Here is a 15828-nt window from a genome sequence, read left to right on the forward strand (position 1 = left end):
CTTGTTCAATACTTCGCCAGGAAAGCGACCAGCTGGTCTTCGTCCCAGACCGGCACGCCCAGCTCCTGCGCCTTGGTCAACTTGGACCCGGCCTCGGCACCCGCCACCACGAACGAGGTCTTCTTGGACACACTGCCGGCCACCTTGGCACCCAGCGCTTCCAGGCGCGCCTTGGCCTCATCGCGATTCATCTGCGACAACGTCCCGGTCAGCACAGCGGTCTGGCCCTCCAGCGGACCTGTTGCCTGCTCGGCTTGTTCCGGCGCCAGCGCCAGCAGCTTCTGGCGGTAATCCTCGGCCTTGAGCAGCATCGGCCCGTGGCCCTCGCTGTCCAGCCAGTCGGCCAGGCCCATGGCTACCTCATTGGGCAGGCCGGCGGCCACGAAGCGCACCGGCTCGGCATCCAGCACCGAGGCAGCGTCCGGCAGCATGGCGACCAGCTTTTCGGCGCGCAGGCGGGTGATGCCCGGAATCTCCGCTTCGACCAGCAGCTGCGCGAAATCCAGACCCTCGCGCAGCTTGGCGATCGGTGGATGCACATCGCTGATCCGCACCTGGCCGACCTGCAGGAGTGCATCGATCGCCTCCTGGTTGCCGGCCTGCTCGAAGAAGTGGCCGAGCGAGCGCGCGACTTCACCGCCGATGTCCGGCACGCGCTTGAACAGCGGCCACGGCAGATGGCGGATCAGCTCCAGATCCCCGAACCAGGTGGCCAGGGCCTTGGCGGTGCTCTCGCCCACGTGTTCGATGCCCAGCGCGAACAGCAGGCGTTCCAGCGTCGTGGTGCGGCTGGCGTCGATCGCGGCGATCAGGTTGTCGGCCCACCTGGTCGCGATCTTCTTCGTGTTCCAGGTGAACGTGGCCGGCATCGCCAGCGCCTGCGCACGCCACGCCTCGTCAGTGCCATCCAGCCTGAGAATGCCACGCAGGTAATCGCCACTGCCTTCCGGCGGCAGGTGCAGCCCGATCTGGCTGGCCAGGGCCTCGGGCGACTCGGCATCCAGCACCAGCTTGAGCTGCAGCAGCTGGTCGCGCTGCAGGCGATACAGATCGGCCACGCCACGCACGATGCCCGCATCGACCAGCGTCTCGATGTACTTGCCGCCCAATCCATCGATATCCATCGCACGACGCGAGGCGAAGTGCGCGATGGCTTCCTTGCGCTGGGCCGGGCAGCTCAGCTCACCCGAGCAGCGCCAGGCCGCCTCACCCTCTTCGCGGACGATCTCCGAACCGCACACCGGGCACTGCGAGGGCATCTGCCACGGGGTAGTGCCGGCGGGGCGACGGTCGGCGATGACGCTGACCACTTCCGGGATCACATCGCCAGCGCGGCGCACGATCACCGTATCGCCCACGCGGACATCCAGACGCGCGATCTGATCGGCGTTGTGCAGCGTCGCGTTGGACACGATCACGCCGGCCACGGCCACCGGTGCCAGGCGCGCCACCGGGGTTGCGGCGCCGGTGCGGCCGATCTGGATCTCGATCGCCTCCACCGTGGTGGTCTGCTCCTGTGCCGGGAATTTGTGTGCGATCGCCCAGCGCGGGGCACGCGCGACGAAGCCCATCTGTTCCTGTCCGGCGCGGTCATCGAGCTTGTAGACCACACCGTCGATATCGAAGGCCAGGCCATCGCGGCGCTCGCCGATATCACGGTAGTAGGCGAGCAGCCCGTCCGCACCTTCGACCACCTGGCACAGGTCGCTGACCGGGAAGCCCCATGTACGCAGCTGGGCGAGCGTGGCCGAGTGCGTGGGCGGCAGTTCACCGCCGTCGACCTGGCCGATGCCATAGGCGTAGAAACTGAGCTTGCGCTTGGCGCTCATCTTCGGATCCAGCTGGCGCAGCGAGCCGGCCGCGGCGTTGCGCGGATTGGCCAGCACCTTGCCGTCATGCAGCCGGGCATCGGCGTTGTAGGCCTCGAAATCAGCGCGGGCCATGTAGACCTCGCCGCGTACTTCCAACACCTCAGGCCAGCCTTCGCCGTTGAGCGTCTGCGGGATCACACTGATCTGGCGCAGATTGGCACTGACATCCTCACCGGTGGCGCCATCACCCCGGGTTGCGCCCTGGACGAAGCGGCCATTCTCGTAGCGCAGGCTGATCGCCAAACCGTCGAGTTTGGGTTCGGCGGAAAAATGCAGCGTACTGCGGCGCAGGCGCTCGCCGATGCGGCGCACGAAATCCTGGACTTCCTCATCGCTGAAGGCGTTGCCCAGCGACAGCATCGGCACCGCATGGCGGACCTCGGCGAAGCGCGAAGAGGCCTTGCCACCGACCTGCCGGGTGGGCGAGTCGGCCGCGGCCAGCTCCGGGTGCGCCTGTTCGATTGCCTCCAGCTCACGCACCAGCAGGTCGTACTCGACGTCGGGAATCAACTGCTCGTCGCGCTCGTGGTATGCCTTGCCGGCATCCTCGATCTGGCGGCGCAGGACGTCGGCACGTGCGGCGGGGCTGGGGGTCATGCGGAAGGCGATCCTGGTGGGGCATTCAATTTTACCCCTCCCCCCGCTCCTGCGCGCAGTGAAGAACGCTTGCCGCCACTTCGCAGTGGCGCTAGGTTGCGCCGAACCCCTCTTTGCCCGGTGCGCCGTGACCCCTGCCCTTGCCGCTTCCCGTCGCTCGTTTCTGCAACTGGCCGGTACCGGCCTGGCGTTGTCCGGCCTGGGCGTACTGCCCGCATCGGCCGCGCCGTCGCGCGCGCTCCCCGCCAGTGGGGGACCGGTGCTGCTGAACTTCAACGAATGCCCGTATGGGCCATCGCCCGCCGCGCAGGCCGCGGCGCGCGACATCGTCGCCGGCAGCGGGCGGTATCTGTTTGCTCTGGCCGGCGAGCTGCGCGACCTGTTCGCTCAGCAGGAAGGCATCGGCAAGGATCACGTGCGGCTGTATCCGGGCTCCAGCGAGCCACTGAACCGGGCGGCAGTGCTCTGGACCTCGCCTGGCGCGGGGCTGGTGGTCGCCGATCCCACCTTCGAGGCGCTGGGCGATCTTGCGGCTGCGCGTGGGGCCACCGTGGCCAAGGTGCCGCTGCGCGCCGACGGGGCACATGACGTGCGTGCGATGGCGGCGGCTGCCGCGACGGTCAATGCCGGCCTGATGTACCTGTGCAACCCCAACAATCCCACCGGCTCGATCACCCCGGCCGCCGACATCGCCTGGCTGCTGGCCAACAAGCCTGCGCAGACCCGGGTGCTGGTCGATGAGGCCTACCTCCAGTACAGCGAACAACGCTCGGTGATCGCCCAGGTGATGCAGCGCGATGACGTGATCGTGCTGCGCACCTTCTCCAAGCTCTATGGCATGGCCGGCCTGCGCCTCGGTGTGGCCGCTGCGCATCCTGATCGTCTGAAGGAACTGGCCAGCCTCGGCGACAACCCGCTGCCGGTCAGCGCGGTGGCCGCCGGCCTGGCGAGCCTGCGCGATCCCGGGTTGATTGCACAGCGCAAGGCAGAGAATGCCGTGGTGCGTCAGGAGACCATCGGCTGGCTGGGCAAGCGCGGTTTCACCTGCGTGCCTTCCGAAGCGAACTGTTTCGTGGTCGATGTACAGCGTGACGGCGCAGCGTTTTCCGCGGCAATGGCCGAGCGCGGCGTGGTCATCGGCCGCAGCTGGCCGATCTGGCCGCAGCGGGTGCGCGTGACCGTTGGGACCGCCGCCGAGATGGCGCGCTTCCGTGAGGCGTTCGAGGCGGTGGTCAGCCGCACCGGGTAGAGCCGACCGTTGGTCGGCTCTACTTGATCACCAACGCGGTGCTTTGGTGAGCGGCGGGGCCTGATGCTGGCGGTCATAGGCACGCAGCTCATCGCGGATGTGCGCGATGCGCTGGCGGCCCAGGGCGTTGCGGCTGTCATCGAGCACCACGCCATCGAGCAGTTCGCCCATGCGCTGCACGGTCGGCAGCATCTTTTCCCAGGCGTCCAGCGCGGTCAGCGGCGCCGGCAAGGTCAGGAAGAAGGCGATCGCCGGCGTTTCCATCTCGCGGATGTTGGCCATGTCGAAACTGCCCGGCTTCATGATGCTGGCCATCGAGAAGATCGGGCCGCGCTCAGGATGGCCTTCGACCAGACGGTGGAAGACATTCATGTGGCCGAATACCAGGCCGGTCTTTTCCGCAGCGACGACGATGTCTTCGCCGCGCAGCTGCTCACCGGCACGAGCGGCCACGAACAGCGAGACGATCTTGTCGAAATCCTGGGTGGTGCGCTTGCCAAGGTCACTGGCCGGACCGGCATCCACCTCGGGCAGGCCGAGCTCGGGCTGGGTGACGCCGTCTTCGCCCACAACGGGTGCAGCGCCATCGGCCGGGGTGTCGCCCTCGCCCAGTACGGGCTCGCGGCGCTGGCCGTTGGTGCCTTCAGCACCCTCGACACGGCGGCCCTGCACTTTCTTTTTCGGACGGCCAAACAGGAAGATCGCAGCGATCAACAGCAGGCCGGCGGCCAGGATGCCGATGCGGAGCAGTGCCATGTCGGACATTCGGGAGGTTCTCCGGCTAAATCATTCAGGTACTTAAGGATGGCACGTCACGCCGCGCCCGCCAATCGTGCGGCTTCCTCCAGGTCGACACTGACCAGTCGGCTGACGCCCGGTTCGCGCATGGTCACGCCGGAAAGCTGCTGCGCAGCCTCCATCGTGGCCTTGTTGTGGCTCACAAACAGGAACTGAACCTTCTCGCTCATTTCCTTGACCATGTTGGCCAGGCGGCCGACGTTGGCTTCGTCCAGCGGCGCGTCCACCTCGTCCAGCAGGCAGAACGGCGCCGGGTTGAGCTGGAAGATCGCAAACACCAGCGCCACCGCGGTCATCGCCTTCTCGCCACCGGACAGCAGCGAGATGCTCGACACCCGCTTGCCCGGCGGCCGCGCCATGATCGCAACACCGGTGTCGAGCAGGTCTTCACCCGTCAGTTCCAGGTACGCATGGCCACCACCGAACAGGCGCGGGTACAACTGCTGCACGCCAGCGTTGACGCGGTCGAAGGTGTCCTTGAAGCGGCCGCGGGTCTCGCGGTCAATCTTGCGGATCGCGTCTTCCAGGGTTTCCAGCGCGGTGGTGAGGTCGGTGTTCTGCGCATCCAGGTACTCCGAACGCTGCGAGGCCTCGCCATATTCCTGGATGGCGGCGAGGTTCACCGGCTCCAGGCGGCGCATGCGGCCGTCGATCTGATGGACCGTCTGCTCCCAGTCGGTGATGCGCGCATCCTCGGGCAGGCCGTTGATCACGTCCTGCAGCACGAAGCCGGCCTTCTCCACCGAGGCCGACAGCTGGTCGGCGCTGAGCACCAGCGCCTGCTGGTCGAGCTTGCGCTGGGAAATCCGCTCGCGCTGCGCAAGCGCCTGTTCGTCGCGCTGATGGCGCGTCTGTTCGAAGGAGCGCAGCTCGGCATCGATGCCATCCAGCAGCGTGCGCGCCTCGCCCAGCACCCGGTCGGCACGCACGCGCTCGCCGAGCGCGTTCTGGTGTTCGGCTTCCAGCGTCTTGACCGGTGAATCGCCCTCATCGAGCTGCGAGTGCAGTTCGCCCAGGCGCGTATCCAGCTGCCCGCGCTGCGTGCTCATGCGTTCCAGCGCCTGGCTCAGCGACGCAATCTGCGCGCGTTGCGATTCCAGGGTCAGCGCGAGCGAGTGCGCTGCTTCACGTACGTTGCGGGCCTGATCGCGAGCCTGATCACGCGCATCGGTGAACTGGCGGCGCTCGCCTTCCAGCGCGGCGCGGACGGATTCCAGATCGCCCATGCTGGTGACCGCATCGTCCAGCCGCGAGCGTGCCTCGCGCACCTGCTCACGGCCGGCATCCAGCGTTTCCAGCAGCTGCACCAGTTCGCCTTCGATGCGATCAATGCGGGTGCGCGCGGCCTCCACCTTGCCCTGCTGGCTCTGCAGCTGGCCGCCGAGTTCGGACACGCTGCGATGGGCCAGGTACAGCTGGCGCTGCGCATCTTCGCGCTGCTGCTCACCGGCCAGCAACTGGTCACGGAAGCCGGCCAACTGTTCTTCCAGTGCGGCTTCGCGGTCCTGAAGCGTGTCGATCTGCTCGCGCAGGGTGACGATCTCGCGCTCGCGCAGCAGTGCGCCCTGCTTGGCCGCGCCGGAGCGCGACACGCGCACCCAGCCCTCGCCCAAGCGCTCGCCACCGCGGGTAATGACCGAGTCGCCCTCACCCAGGGTCGCCTGCAGTGCACGCGCGGCCTCGAGATCCTCGGCGGCATGCAGGCGCGCCAGCAGGCGACGGATCGCCGTCGGGCCCTGCACTTTCGCGGCCAGCGAGGTCGGCGCGACGGTCAGCGCGTCCTGTTCGGCCGAGACCAGCGCGATGCGGCCCTCCCCGAGTTCGCCCAGTGCATCCACCAGCGATTCCGGTGCATCGACCAGCACACCTTCGATCAGCTGACCGAGCGCGCTTTCCACGGCGTTTTCCCAGCCACTCTCCACGGTCAGCCGCTCACCGACGCGCGCGCCGGAATCCAGCCCCCGCGCCTTCAGCCACGCCACCGCTGCGCCCTGCTCCTGGCCCAGCGCTGCCTGCTGCAGGGTTTCCAAGGAGGACAACCGGCCGCGTGCTGCCTGGGCCTGCTTGCGGATCTCGGCCAGCTCGGTCTGACCGGTACGCTGGCGATCCTGCAGCCCGGCCACGACAAGTTTGCGTTCTTCGACCTGCTCGTTGAGCGTGTCCAGCGAGGCCTTCTGGGTCTCGTGCTGGATGTGCAGCTCCTCGAACACCTCGGCCAATGCGTCCAGATCCAGCCCGGCGCGCTCGGCCTGCAGCGACTCGCGGCGGCGGTCGGCTTCCAGCACCTGGCGGTCCAGATAGTCCACGCGGGTGCGTTCAACTTCACCGGCGCGCGAGGCTTCCGAGGTATTGCGAGTATGGGCTTCCCAGCGCTGCTGCCAATCGGCCAGACGGGCCTCGGCGTCGCGCAGGGCTTCCTGTTTGATTTCGTTTTCTTCCTGCAGCTGCTCCAGGCGCGGCTCGGCGTCATCGACCGCCTCGCGCAGCACCATCAGCTTGGCCTCATCGCCACTGATGTGCTGGCCCAGATCGGCCAGCGCCTGCTGGGCTTCGTCGCGCGCCTTGTTCAGTCGCTGCGACATTTCGCGCTGATGCTGGATCTGCTGTTCCAGGCGGGCCAGCGTGCTGCCAACCTGGTACACCTCGGCCTGGGCGGTGTTGAGCGCATCGGAGGCTTCTTCGCGGCGCAGCCGGCTGGTTTCAATGCGCGCTTCGGCGTCACGCTGTTCAGCGATCAACTGCTGCAGGCGCGTTTCCTCGCGCGACAGCGCTTCGCGCAGTCCGCCCAGGCGCCCATCCAGGCCGCGATACTCCAGTGCCTTCCACTCGGCATCCTTGATCTTGCGTTCTTCCTGCAACGCCTGGTATTGCTCGGCCTGGCGCGCCTGGCGCTTGAGGTGTTCGAGCTGCTTGCCGATTTCCTCGCGCAGGTCGCCGAGGCGATCCAGGTTTTCGCGGGTATGGCGGATGCGGGTTTCGGTTTCCTTGCGGCGCTCCTTGTACTTGGAGATGCCGGCGGCCTCTTCCAGATACACGCGCAGATCTTCAGGCCGGGCCTCGATGATCTTGCTGATCATGCCCTGCTCGATGATCGAGTAGCTGCGCGGCCCGAGGCCGGTGCCGAGGAACAGATCGGTGATATCGCGCCGGCGGCATTTGGTGCCGTTGAGGTAGTAGTTGCTGCTGCCGTCGCGGCTGACGGTACGCTTGACCGAGATCTCGTTGAACGAGGCGTACTCACCGGTGATGGTGTGGTCGGTATTGTCGAAGATCAGTTCGACGGTGGCCTGCGAGACGGGCTTGCGGGCGGAGGAGCCGGAGAAGATGACGTCGGTGAGCGAGTCGCCGCGCAGGCGGCTGGCGGAGCTTTCGCCCATGACCCAGCGCACGGCGTCGATGATGTTGGATTTACCACAGCCATTGGGGCCCACCACGCCGGTCATGTTGGTCGGCAGGTGCAGCGTGGTCGGATCGACGAAGGATTTGAATCCGGACAGTTTGATCGTGGACAGACGCATGGCGTGATGGTTTTCCGGGCGAAGGTCTGAAGCGACCCCCACCATGGTGGATTACGGAGCGGATTTACCCTTCAAGCCATTGATGTTGCAGGGTTTCAATGGCCCCGGGGGCGACGCGATAGCCTGAGTATAACGGGGCGGGTGTTCAGCGGGCTGCGGGGGCTGGTGTTGGCCGTGGCCGTGGCCGTGGCCGTGTAGCCGCAGCCAGAGCGAGAGCCAGAGCCAGAGCCAAAGCCAAAGCAGAAGCCGCATTTCAGATTGGTGCGTGGCGGGACGGCGTGGGTGGGGTCGCGGGACCCGCCGTGAACCCGTCCATGGGGGCTCGAAATGCGCCATCCATGGCGCATTACGGTCCCGCCACCCCACCCACGCCATCCCGTATACACATGGCTGGTGTGCGGGATTAGAGCCGAGGCATGGCGGCCGTGGCTTGGCTTGGCTTCGCTTGGCCTGACTTGGCCCGACCTGACATGACACGACCTGTTCGCCATCGTCGGCGCGTCGACACCGGGGTAAAGCCAAGCCATACGCCGCTGGGGCGGTACGAAAAGCAAGAGCATCCACGCATGGCGTGGATCTACCTGGGCCTGGACCCGGAGCATGCCGGCCTGGGTACCGCCCGCCACAGCCGGCGGACGCCAGCTCTTCCAACCGCCCGGACCGGACATTTGGCTGGAGGGTGCCGGGTAGCCTGGGCCGGGACCGTAATGCGCCATGGATGGCGCATTTCGAGCCCCCAAGGACGGGTTTACGGCGGGTCCCGGCCCAGGCTACCCGGCGCCCTCCCGCCGATGCCATCAAGGCGCCCAGCTGTTGCTGTTGCTGTTGCCGTTGCCACAAACAAAAACGGGCACCCTCGCGGGCGCCCGTTTCAGTGACTCCCGCCTTTCGGCAGGGATCAGGCCTTTTCGGCTTCCACAACCACCTTGACGGTGGTTTCCACGTCGGCGTGCAGGTGAACAGTCACCTCGTACTCGCCCACGTTGCGGAATGCGCCTTCGCCCAGGATCACTTCGCTCTTTTCCAGCGGCAGGCCGGCAGCGGTGAAGGCTTCGGCGATATCGCGCGGGCCAACCGAACCGTACAGCTTGCCTTCGGTCGAAGCGTTCGCAGCGATCGTGACGCTCTTGCCTTCCAGCTTCGCCTTGCGGGCTTCGGCATCAGCGTGGATCGACTGGGCCTTGGCTTCGTAATCAGCGCGCTTGGCTTCGAACTCAGCCACGTTGGTCGCGGTGGCCGGAACGGCCTTGCCGGTCGGGACGAGGAAGTTGCGGCCGTAGCCCGGCTTCACGTCGACCAGATCGCCCAGACCGCCGAGGTTGGTGACCTTCTGAAGAAGAATCAGCTTCATGGTGTAGCTCCAAATATGTATTCGTTAGCGAGGCTCAGGCCCCGCAGCGGATGGCTGTCCGAATATCCGAACGGCGAATCCTTAACACCGCCCGACGCTTTACAGCGCGGGCGGCCGGATCCGCGAAAGCGGCGACTCGAAGTCGCCAGCCTTCATCAGACGTCGTGGTTGTCGGTGTACGGAATCAGGGCCAGGAAACGGGCGCGCTTGACGGCCGTTGCCAGCTGGCGCTGGTACTTCGACTTGGTACCGGTCACACGGCTCGGCACGATCTTGCCGTTCTCGGTGAGGTACTGGCGCAGGGTGTTGAGATCCTTGTAATCGATCTCCTTGACACCTTCGGCCGTGAACTTGCAGAACTTGCGACGACGGAAGAACTTGGACATGTCAGTGCTCCTTAAGCGGCCGAAGCGGCGTCATCGCCGGCATCGGTGTCAGCGGCGGCGGGGGTGGTTTCACCTTCTTCGTCATCACGACGACGACGCTCGCCACGCTCGGGCTTGTCACCCTTCTCGTCCTTGCTCTTCATGATCAGCGACTGCTCGGTGTCAGCTTCGTCACGCTTGATGACGAGGTTGCGCAGCACGGCGTCGTTGAAGCGGAAGCTTTCCACCAGCTCGCTCAGCACGGCCTGGTCGCACTCGATGTTGAGCATGACGTAGTGGGCCTTCACCAGGTTCTGGATCGGGTAAGCCAGCTGACGACGGCCCCAATCTTCCAGACGGTGGATGGTGCCGTTGCCGTTCTCGACCAGCGCCTTGTAGCGCTCGATCATGGCCGGGACCTGTTCGCTCTGGTCCGGATGGACCAGGAACACGACTTCGTAATGACGACTCATGTGTTTTTACCTTTCGGATGTGGCCCTTTGAGGGCCGGACAGCCCCCCGCAGGTGAACGCGGTGGGGCAAGGGTCCTGCCCGGAATCAGGCAGGAAGCCGCGCATTGTGGCAGCAGAAGGGGTTTCAGGCAAGCCGGGCGGGCTGAACAGGCCCGGCCTGCGGACGATCAGGCCTTGTCGGCCTCGGTCGTGAAGCTCTCGCCGCAGCCGCATTCGGCGGTCGCGTTCGGGTTCCTGAACGTGAAGGTTTCACTCAGACCGTGCTTGCCGAAGTCGATTTCGGTCCCGTCGACCAGGTCCAGACTGGTGGCATCCACATAGATACGGACCCCGTCCTGCTCGAACACGGTGTCGCCTTCGCGCTCATCGCGGGCCAGATCGGTGATGTGCCCCCAGCCGGAACAGCCGGTGCGGGTCACGCCGAAACGCAGGCCCAGCGCGCCGGGGGTCTGCTCGACAAACTTCTGCACACGGGCAAAGGCAACAGGGGTAAGGCTTACGGCCATGACAGGCAACTCCAGCGGATCGTGATCATTATAGAGTGTATGGCGCGGCCCGGCCTCGGCGGCCGCAGCTGCGGTTCACGCGGCGCGCAGCCCCCGGGGGACGCGAGAAATGCCTCGCAAGCCGAACACCGCACCCGTTAAACTCCGTGTTCAGAGATCGAGTCGATCAATAGAGGATTCAAGTCATGACGGTGGTCAGCGTTGAACATGCGCTTGCCGGGAAAATCCCGGAAGGCGGCGAGGCAACAGTACGCGGATGGGTCCGCACGGTGCGCGGCTCTGCGGCGCTTGCCTTCGTCAATGTCACCGATGGCTCCTGCTTCGCCCCCATCCAGGTAGTGGCCAATGACACCCTGGCCAATTTCGACGACATCAAGAGCCTGACCCCGGGCTGCTCGGTGATCGCCCGCGGCACCCTGGTCAAATCCCAGGGCAAGGGCCAGTCCTTCGAGATCCAGGCCAGCGACATCGAGATCGTCGGCCTGGTCGAAGACCCGCTGACCTACCCGATCCAGCCCAAGCCGATGAGCCCGGAGTTCCTGCGGGAAGTGGCGCACCTGCGTCCGCGCACGAACCTGTTCGGTGCGGTCACCCGCATCCGCAACTGCCTGGCCCAGGCCGTACACCGGTTCTTCCACCAGAACGGCTTCAACTGGATCAGCACCCCGATCGTGACCACGTCCGATGCCGAAGGTGCCGGCCAGATGTTCCGGGTCTCGACCCTGGACATGGCCAACCTGCCGCGCAACGAAAAGGGCGAGGTGGATTTCAGCCGCGATTTCTTCGGCAAGGAAACCTTCCTGACCGTGTCCGGCCAGCTGAACGTCGAGGCCTACTGCCTGGCGCTGAGCAAGGTCTACACCTTCGGCCCGACCTTCCGTGCCGAGAACTCCAACACCACCCGCCATCTGGCGGAGTTCTGGATGATTGAGCCGGAAATCGCCTTCGCCGATCTGGCCGAAGACGCGCGCCTGGCCGAGCAGTTCCTGAAGTACCTGTTCCGCGCGGTGCTCGATGAGCGTGGCGATGACCTGGCCTTCCTGGCCGAGCGCGTGGACAAGAACGCGATCACCAAGCTGGAAGACTTCATCAACGCCCCGTTCGAGCAGATCGACTACACCGAAGCGGTGAAGCTGCTGCAGAACTCGGGCAAGAAGTTCGACTTCCCGGTCGAATGGGGCCTGGACCTGCAGACCGAGCACGAGCGCTGGCTGACCGAAGAACACATCGGTCGCCCGGTGGTGGTGACCAACTACCCCGAGCACATCAAGGCGTTCTACATGCGCCTGAACGACGACGGCAAGACCGTCGCGGCGATGGACGTGCTGGCCCCGGGCATCGGCGAGATCATCGGCGGCAGCCAGCGTGAAGAGCGCCTGGATGTGCTGGATGCGCGCATGGCGCAGTTCGGTCTGGATCCGGCGCATTACGGCTGGTACCGCGATTTCCGCCGCTACGGTTCGGTGCCGCACGCCGGCTTCGGCCTGGGCTTCGAGCGCCTGGTGGTCTACGTGTGCGGGCTGAGCAACATCCGCGACGCGATCCCCTACCCGCGCGCACCGGGCAGCGCCGAATTCTGATCGACCTACGGAGGCACTGAACCATGACCCTGTTCTTCGCGCTGTGTTTCGTCGGCGTGGCGATCGCCGGGTTCAGTGCCTTCGTGATCTTCTGGCCGCTGACCCTGGTCCACATCCGCGACCGCCACCCGGCGCTGGCGGATCGTTTCGGCACGGGCGCGTTCCTGCGCCCGGATGCGCTGCGCTGGCTGCTCGGCCGCGACTATCGCCAGAGCACCGACCGCTCGCTGACCGGCCTGGCCGCGCCGGCCTGGCTTTCCCTGCTTACGCTGCTTGCTGGACTGGGCATGGCTGCCCTGCTCTGGCTGCTTTCGATGGTAATCACATGAACGACGACACTTCCCACCACGACGAGTGGTTCCTGGCCAGCCTCGGCAACACGCTGATCTGGGCCCGCCTGCGCGTGCGCCCGGCCGGCACCGCCGAGGTGCTGGACAGCGACGGCAACACGCTCAGCTATGACAGCGAAGACACCGCACGCTCGCAGCTGTTCGACGCCGAGTTCGTCGCCTACGACGGTCTGGATGAAGAAGACGCCCTGGTGCGCGGCTTCTCGCTGCATGAAGTTCAGCCGCCACAGGCCGACAGCGATGACGCACTGCACGGCCGCATGATCCAGAGCCTGGGCGCCCGCGCGTAACCGACGATGTTCATCCCGTCCGCCTTCGTCGAGACCGACCTGATCTGGCTGGACCGGCTGCTGGCGCGCGATGCGTTCGTCACCCTGGTCACGACCGGGGTCGACGGCCTGCCGCAGGCCACGCGGATGCCGGTGCTGTACCGGCGCGATGCCGACGGCATCCTGATCGAAGGCCACTGGGCCAAGCCCAACCCGCAGGCGGGCCATGCCGGCCCCGCGTTGATGCTGGTGCACGGCCCGCATGCGTATGTATCGCCAGGCTGGTATCCGGACAATGCCGTCAGGAACGACGTTGGACAGCCGAAGGCTGGCCCGCAGGGTGAGCCCCAGGGACGGGGTGAACACAAGGCTGCGCAGGCGCGTGTGCCGACCTGGAACTACGCCGCCGCGGAACTGCGCGGCGTGCTGGAGCCGGTGACCGACGATGATGCGCTGATCGCGATGCTGGACGGCCTGAGCGCGCACTATGAAGCGCAGGTCGGCGGCGACTGGGACCTGCTGCCGATCGAGCCGCGCCAACAGCGCATGCTCGCCGGCATCGTCGGTTTCCGCTTCCGCCCGGCGCAGGTGCAGATCAAGCTCAAGCTCAGCCAGAACCACCCCGAGGCCAACCAGTCCAGCGTGATCGACGCGCTGTCGGCACTGGACGCCCCGGCATCACGCGAGCTGGCGCAGTGGATGCGCTGGCGCCGCGAGGGCGGCACTGCCGCCGACTGACCCTCCCCACTCCTGCGACGACGCGGCCACCCTGGCCGCGCCTTGCCCCCACCCGACGTCAGGGACCCCGCACGATGAAAGACATCCACAAGCTGCTGCAGAACAACCGCGAATGGGCGGACCGGATCGAGAAAGAAGACCCGGAGTTCTTCCACCAGCTGGCCAAGCAGCAGCACCCGGAATACCTGTGGATCGGCTGTTCCGATTCGCGCGTGCCGGCCAACCAGATCATCGGCATGGCACCGGGCGAGGTATTCGTGCACCGCAACGTGGCCAACGTCGTGGTCCACACCGATCTGAACTGCCTGAGCGTGATCCAGTACGCCGTGGATCAGCTGAAGGTGAAGCACATCCTGATCGTGGGCCATTACGGCTGCGGCGGTGTACACGCCAGCTTGAACAACACGCGCGTGGGCCTGGCCGACAACTGGCTGCGCCATGTCGGCGATGTGGCGCAGAAGCACTCGGCGATCATGGAGGCGATCGAGGACCCGGCGCTGAAGCATGCGCGCCTGTGCGAGCTGAACGTGATCGAGCAGGTGGTCAACGCGTGCCGTTCCACGATCGTGCAGGATGCCTGGGCACGCGGCCAGAAGCTGATGGTGCACGGCTGGGTATACAGCCTGAAGGACGGCCGGGTGCGCGAAATGGGCATCGATGTCGGCGCACCGGAAGAGCTGCAGGCGGCCTACGAAAAGGCCCTGTCCTACGTGCCGCGCCACGGTCGGCGCGACTGATTCTTCCTTTTACGGACATCGCCCATGCTTGCCTCGCCCATCAATCTGCTCGGCTGGATCGACGAAAACCGGCATCTGTTGAAGCCGCCGGTCGGCAACAAGATGATCGAGGACGGCGATTTCATCGTGATGGTGGTCGGCGGCCCGAACAGCCGCACGGATTTCCATTACGACGAGGGCCCGGAGTGGTTCTATCAGCTTGAAGGGGAGATGACGCTGAAGGTGCAGGAGGATGGCGCGGTGCGCGACATTCCGATCCGCGCTGGCGAGATCTTCCTGTTGCCGGGCGGTGTGCCGCATTCGCCGCGCCGCCCGCCGGGCGGTGTGGGCCTGGTGGTCGAGCGCAAGCGGCTGGCGCATGAGCGCGATGGGTTGATGTGGTTCTGCGAGCGGTGCAATCACAAGTTGTACGAGGAGTTTTTTGCGCTGGAGAACATCGAGACGGATCTGCCGAAGGTGTTCGATCGCTATCACTCTTCGCTGGAGTTGCGCACGTGCGATGCGTGCGGACACGTGGATCCGTTGCCTGCGAAGGTCGCTGTTGAGGGGTGATGGTTCGCTAGCTTGAGAGCTTGGAAGCTTGGAAGCTTGAAAGCCGGCCGTTAGGTGGACTGGGAGTGGGCCGGTGGGGGCGGGTTTCCTGGACCCGCCGCAAGTACGTCCATGTAGCAACTGTGTTGCTGGAGGGAGTTCGGTCCCTCCAGTAGACGGACGCGGTAGTGCCGGCCGCTGGCCGGCAGCCTTTGGAGATGTGCCCGTGCGCGCTTCAGGCCGGGATTGGTCCGCTTTGAGCGTCGCGCACGCGGGCGTTGAGGATCACCAGCATCTTCCGCATTACCGCCACGATCGCCACTTTGCCCTCCTTGCCGCGGGCCCGCAGCGACCGGTAAAAGTCTCGTAATCGAGGTTCGTGCTGCAGCGCCGACATGCTGGCCATGTAAAGCACCTGACGGATCTCGGCTCGACCGCCGTGGATGCTTCGTTTTCCGCGTATCGTCCCGCTGTCGTGGGACATCGGTGCCACGCCCACCAGGCTGGCGATGGCCTTGCCGCTGATCTGGCCCAGCTCAGGCAGGTAGCTGGCCAGCACCGCCTGTAGCCCCGGTCCCACGCCCTTCATCGACTTCAGAATCGTGAGCTGGGGCTGTTGAGCGACTTGCTCGGCAATCTGCTTTCCCAGGCGTTCTACCAGTGTCTGCAAGCGGGTGATGTTGGTCTGCAAAAGCCGTCGCAATTCACGATCACGCACCATTTCCTGCTGCTGTCGCGCTACGGTCAGGGCCTGCATCATCTGTCGACGTGCCCGCACAAATTCCCGCAGTTTCTGCTGACAAGGCTCTAGTGGCTGGTAGGCCGGCAGTTTCACCAGCGCGGCCATCTGTGCCAATGCATAGGCATCCAAGCGGTCTGTCTTGGCTATTTGGCC

General features: G+C 65.8%; 15 protein-coding genes. 7 read left to right on the forward strand and 8 right to left on the reverse strand.

The genetic code is table 11. The features are described 5' to 3' along the window. Nucleotides 1–5: 5 nt before the first annotated feature. Entirely contained in the window at nt 6–2468 is a 2463-nt protein-coding gene (gene ligA / locus EDF74_RS08550) for an NAD-dependent DNA ligase LigA (protein WP_123729649.1), read from the reverse strand. A gap of 127 nt (nt 2469–2595) precedes the next feature. Between ligA and EDF74_RS08555 the strand changes: the two genes are divergently transcribed. Further along, nucleotides 2596–3717 carry a pyridoxal phosphate-dependent aminotransferase gene (locus EDF74_RS08555; RefSeq protein ID WP_123729650.1) on the forward strand — a complete coding sequence of 374 codons (1122 nt, stop codon included), beginning with the start codon at nt 2596–2598 and terminating at the stop codon, nt 3715–3717. 27 nt (nt 3718–3744) lie between these two features. On the opposite strand, the gene zipA is transcribed toward EDF74_RS08555, so the two are convergent. The 6 genes from zipA to EDF74_RS08585 form a co-directional block, all read right to left on the reverse strand. Then, nucleotides 3745–4482, reverse strand: a complete 738-nt coding sequence (gene zipA / locus EDF74_RS08560) for a cell division protein ZipA (RefSeq protein ID WP_123729651.1) — start codon at nt 4480–4482, stop codon at nt 3745–3747. 47 nt (nt 4483–4529) lie between these two features. Next, nucleotides 4530–8033: a chromosome segregation protein SMC gene (gene smc, locus EDF74_RS08565; protein ID WP_123729652.1), complete on the reverse strand. Its 3504-nt coding sequence runs from the start codon at nt 8031–8033 to the stop codon at nt 4530–4532. 898 nt (nt 8034–8931) lie between these two features. Then, a complete protein-coding gene (gene rplI, locus EDF74_RS08570; protein ID WP_123729653.1) occupies nt 8932–9384 on the reverse strand; it encodes a 50S ribosomal protein L9 in 453 nt (150 codons plus the stop codon). 155 nt (nt 9385–9539) lie between these two features. Continuing rightward, nucleotides 9540–9770, reverse strand: a complete 231-nt coding sequence (gene rpsR, locus EDF74_RS08575) for a 30S ribosomal protein S18 (RefSeq protein ID WP_002804494.1) — start codon at nt 9768–9770, stop codon at nt 9540–9542. Between the two features lie 11 nt (nt 9771–9781). Beyond that, nucleotides 9782–10222 (reverse strand): 30S ribosomal protein S6, encoded by a 441-nt coding sequence (rpsF, locus tag EDF74_RS08580; RefSeq protein ID WP_088434172.1) that lies wholly within the window; start codon nt 10220–10222, stop codon nt 9782–9784. A gap of 167 nt (nt 10223–10389) precedes the next feature. Continuing rightward, nucleotides 10390–10728 (reverse strand): HesB/IscA family protein, encoded by a 339-nt coding sequence (locus EDF74_RS08585; RefSeq protein ID WP_123729654.1) that lies wholly within the window; start codon nt 10726–10728, stop codon nt 10390–10392. Between the two features lie 185 nt (nt 10729–10913). On the opposite strand from EDF74_RS08585, the gene asnS reads away from it, so the two are divergent. From asnS to EDF74_RS08615, 6 genes are all read left to right on the forward strand, one after another. Beyond that, nucleotides 10914–12308: an asparagine--tRNA ligase gene (asnS, locus tag EDF74_RS08590; protein WP_123729655.1), complete on the forward strand. Its 1395-nt coding sequence runs from the start codon at nt 10914–10916 to the stop codon at nt 12306–12308. 23 nt (nt 12309–12331) lie between these two features. Then, on the forward strand, nt 12332–12637 hold the full coding sequence (locus EDF74_RS08595; protein ID WP_102787980.1) for a hypothetical protein: 306 nt from the start codon (nt 12332–12334) through the stop codon (nt 12635–12637). Further along, nucleotides 12634–12948, forward strand: a complete 315-nt coding sequence (locus tag EDF74_RS08600) for a hypothetical protein (protein ID WP_046273331.1) — start codon at nt 12634–12636, stop codon at nt 12946–12948. The genes EDF74_RS08595 and EDF74_RS08600 overlap by 4 nt, the downstream gene beginning before the upstream one ends. 6 nt (nt 12949–12954) lie before the next feature. Next, nucleotides 12955–13665, forward strand: a complete 711-nt coding sequence (locus EDF74_RS08605; RefSeq protein ID WP_123729656.1) for an FMN-binding negative transcriptional regulator — start codon at nt 12955–12957, stop codon at nt 13663–13665. A gap of 74 nt (nt 13666–13739) precedes the next feature. Further along, a complete protein-coding gene (can, locus tag EDF74_RS08610) occupies nt 13740–14402 on the forward strand; it encodes a carbonate dehydratase (RefSeq protein WP_123729657.1) in 663 nt (220 codons plus the stop codon). A 24-nt stretch (nt 14403–14426) separates the two neighbouring features. Beyond that, the gene (locus EDF74_RS08615; protein ID WP_123729658.1) at nt 14427–14954 is read left to right on the forward strand and encodes a 3-hydroxyanthranilate 3,4-dioxygenase; all 528 of its coding nucleotides are present in this window, start codon (nt 14427–14429) and stop codon (nt 14952–14954) included. Nucleotides 14955–15168: 214 nt separating this feature from the next. On the opposite strand, the gene EDF74_RS08620 is transcribed toward EDF74_RS08615, so the two are convergent. After that, a partial coding sequence (locus EDF74_RS08620; RefSeq protein ID WP_148045931.1) for a transposase occupies nt 15169–15828 on the reverse strand: 660 nt, incomplete at its 5' end.

The sequence above is a fragment of the Stenotrophomonas rhizophila genome (genome assembly GCF_003751305.1).
In the GTDB taxonomy this organism is placed as follows: domain Bacteria; phylum Pseudomonadota; class Gammaproteobacteria; order Xanthomonadales; family Xanthomonadaceae; genus Stenotrophomonas; species Stenotrophomonas rhizophila_B.

Excerpts from the sequence above, each read along its gene's own strand:
- ligA (WP_123729649.1), bottom strand. The coding sequence starts at position 2,468 with ATGACCCCCAGCCCCGCCGCACGTGCCGACGTCCTGCGCCGCCAGATC.
- zipA (WP_123729651.1), bottom strand. The coding sequence starts at position 4,482 with ATGTCCGACATGGCACTGCTCCGCATCGGCATCCTGGCCGCCGGCCTG.
- smc (WP_123729652.1), bottom strand. The coding sequence starts at position 8,033 with ATGCGTCTGTCCACGATCAAACTGTCCGGATTCAAATCCTTCGTCGAT.
- rplI (WP_123729653.1), bottom strand. The coding sequence starts at position 9,384 with ATGAAGCTGATTCTTCTTCAGAAGGTCACCAACCTCGGCGGTCTGGGC.
- rpsR (WP_002804494.1), bottom strand. The coding sequence starts at position 9,770 with ATGTCCAAGTTCTTCCGTCGTCGCAAGTTCTGCAAGTTCACGGCCGAA.
- rpsF (WP_088434172.1), bottom strand. The coding sequence starts at position 10,222 with ATGAGTCGTCATTACGAAGTCGTGTTCCTGGTCCATCCGGACCAGAGC.
- EDF74_RS08585 (WP_123729654.1), bottom strand. The coding sequence starts at position 10,728 with ATGGCCGTAAGCCTTACCCCTGTTGCCTTTGCCCGTGTGCAGAAGTTT.
- asnS (WP_123729655.1), top strand. The coding sequence starts at position 10,914 with ATGACGGTGGTCAGCGTTGAACATGCGCTTGCCGGGAAAATCCCGGAA.
- EDF74_RS08595 (WP_102787980.1), top strand. The coding sequence starts at position 12,332 with ATGACCCTGTTCTTCGCGCTGTGTTTCGTCGGCGTGGCGATCGCCGGG.
- EDF74_RS08600 (WP_046273331.1), top strand. The coding sequence starts at position 12,634 with ATGAACGACGACACTTCCCACCACGACGAGTGGTTCCTGGCCAGCCTC.
- EDF74_RS08605 (WP_123729656.1), top strand. The coding sequence starts at position 12,955 with ATGTTCATCCCGTCCGCCTTCGTCGAGACCGACCTGATCTGGCTGGAC.
- can (WP_123729657.1), top strand. The coding sequence starts at position 13,740 with ATGAAAGACATCCACAAGCTGCTGCAGAACAACCGCGAATGGGCGGAC.
- EDF74_RS08615 (WP_123729658.1), top strand. The coding sequence starts at position 14,427 with ATGCTTGCCTCGCCCATCAATCTGCTCGGCTGGATCGACGAAAACCGG.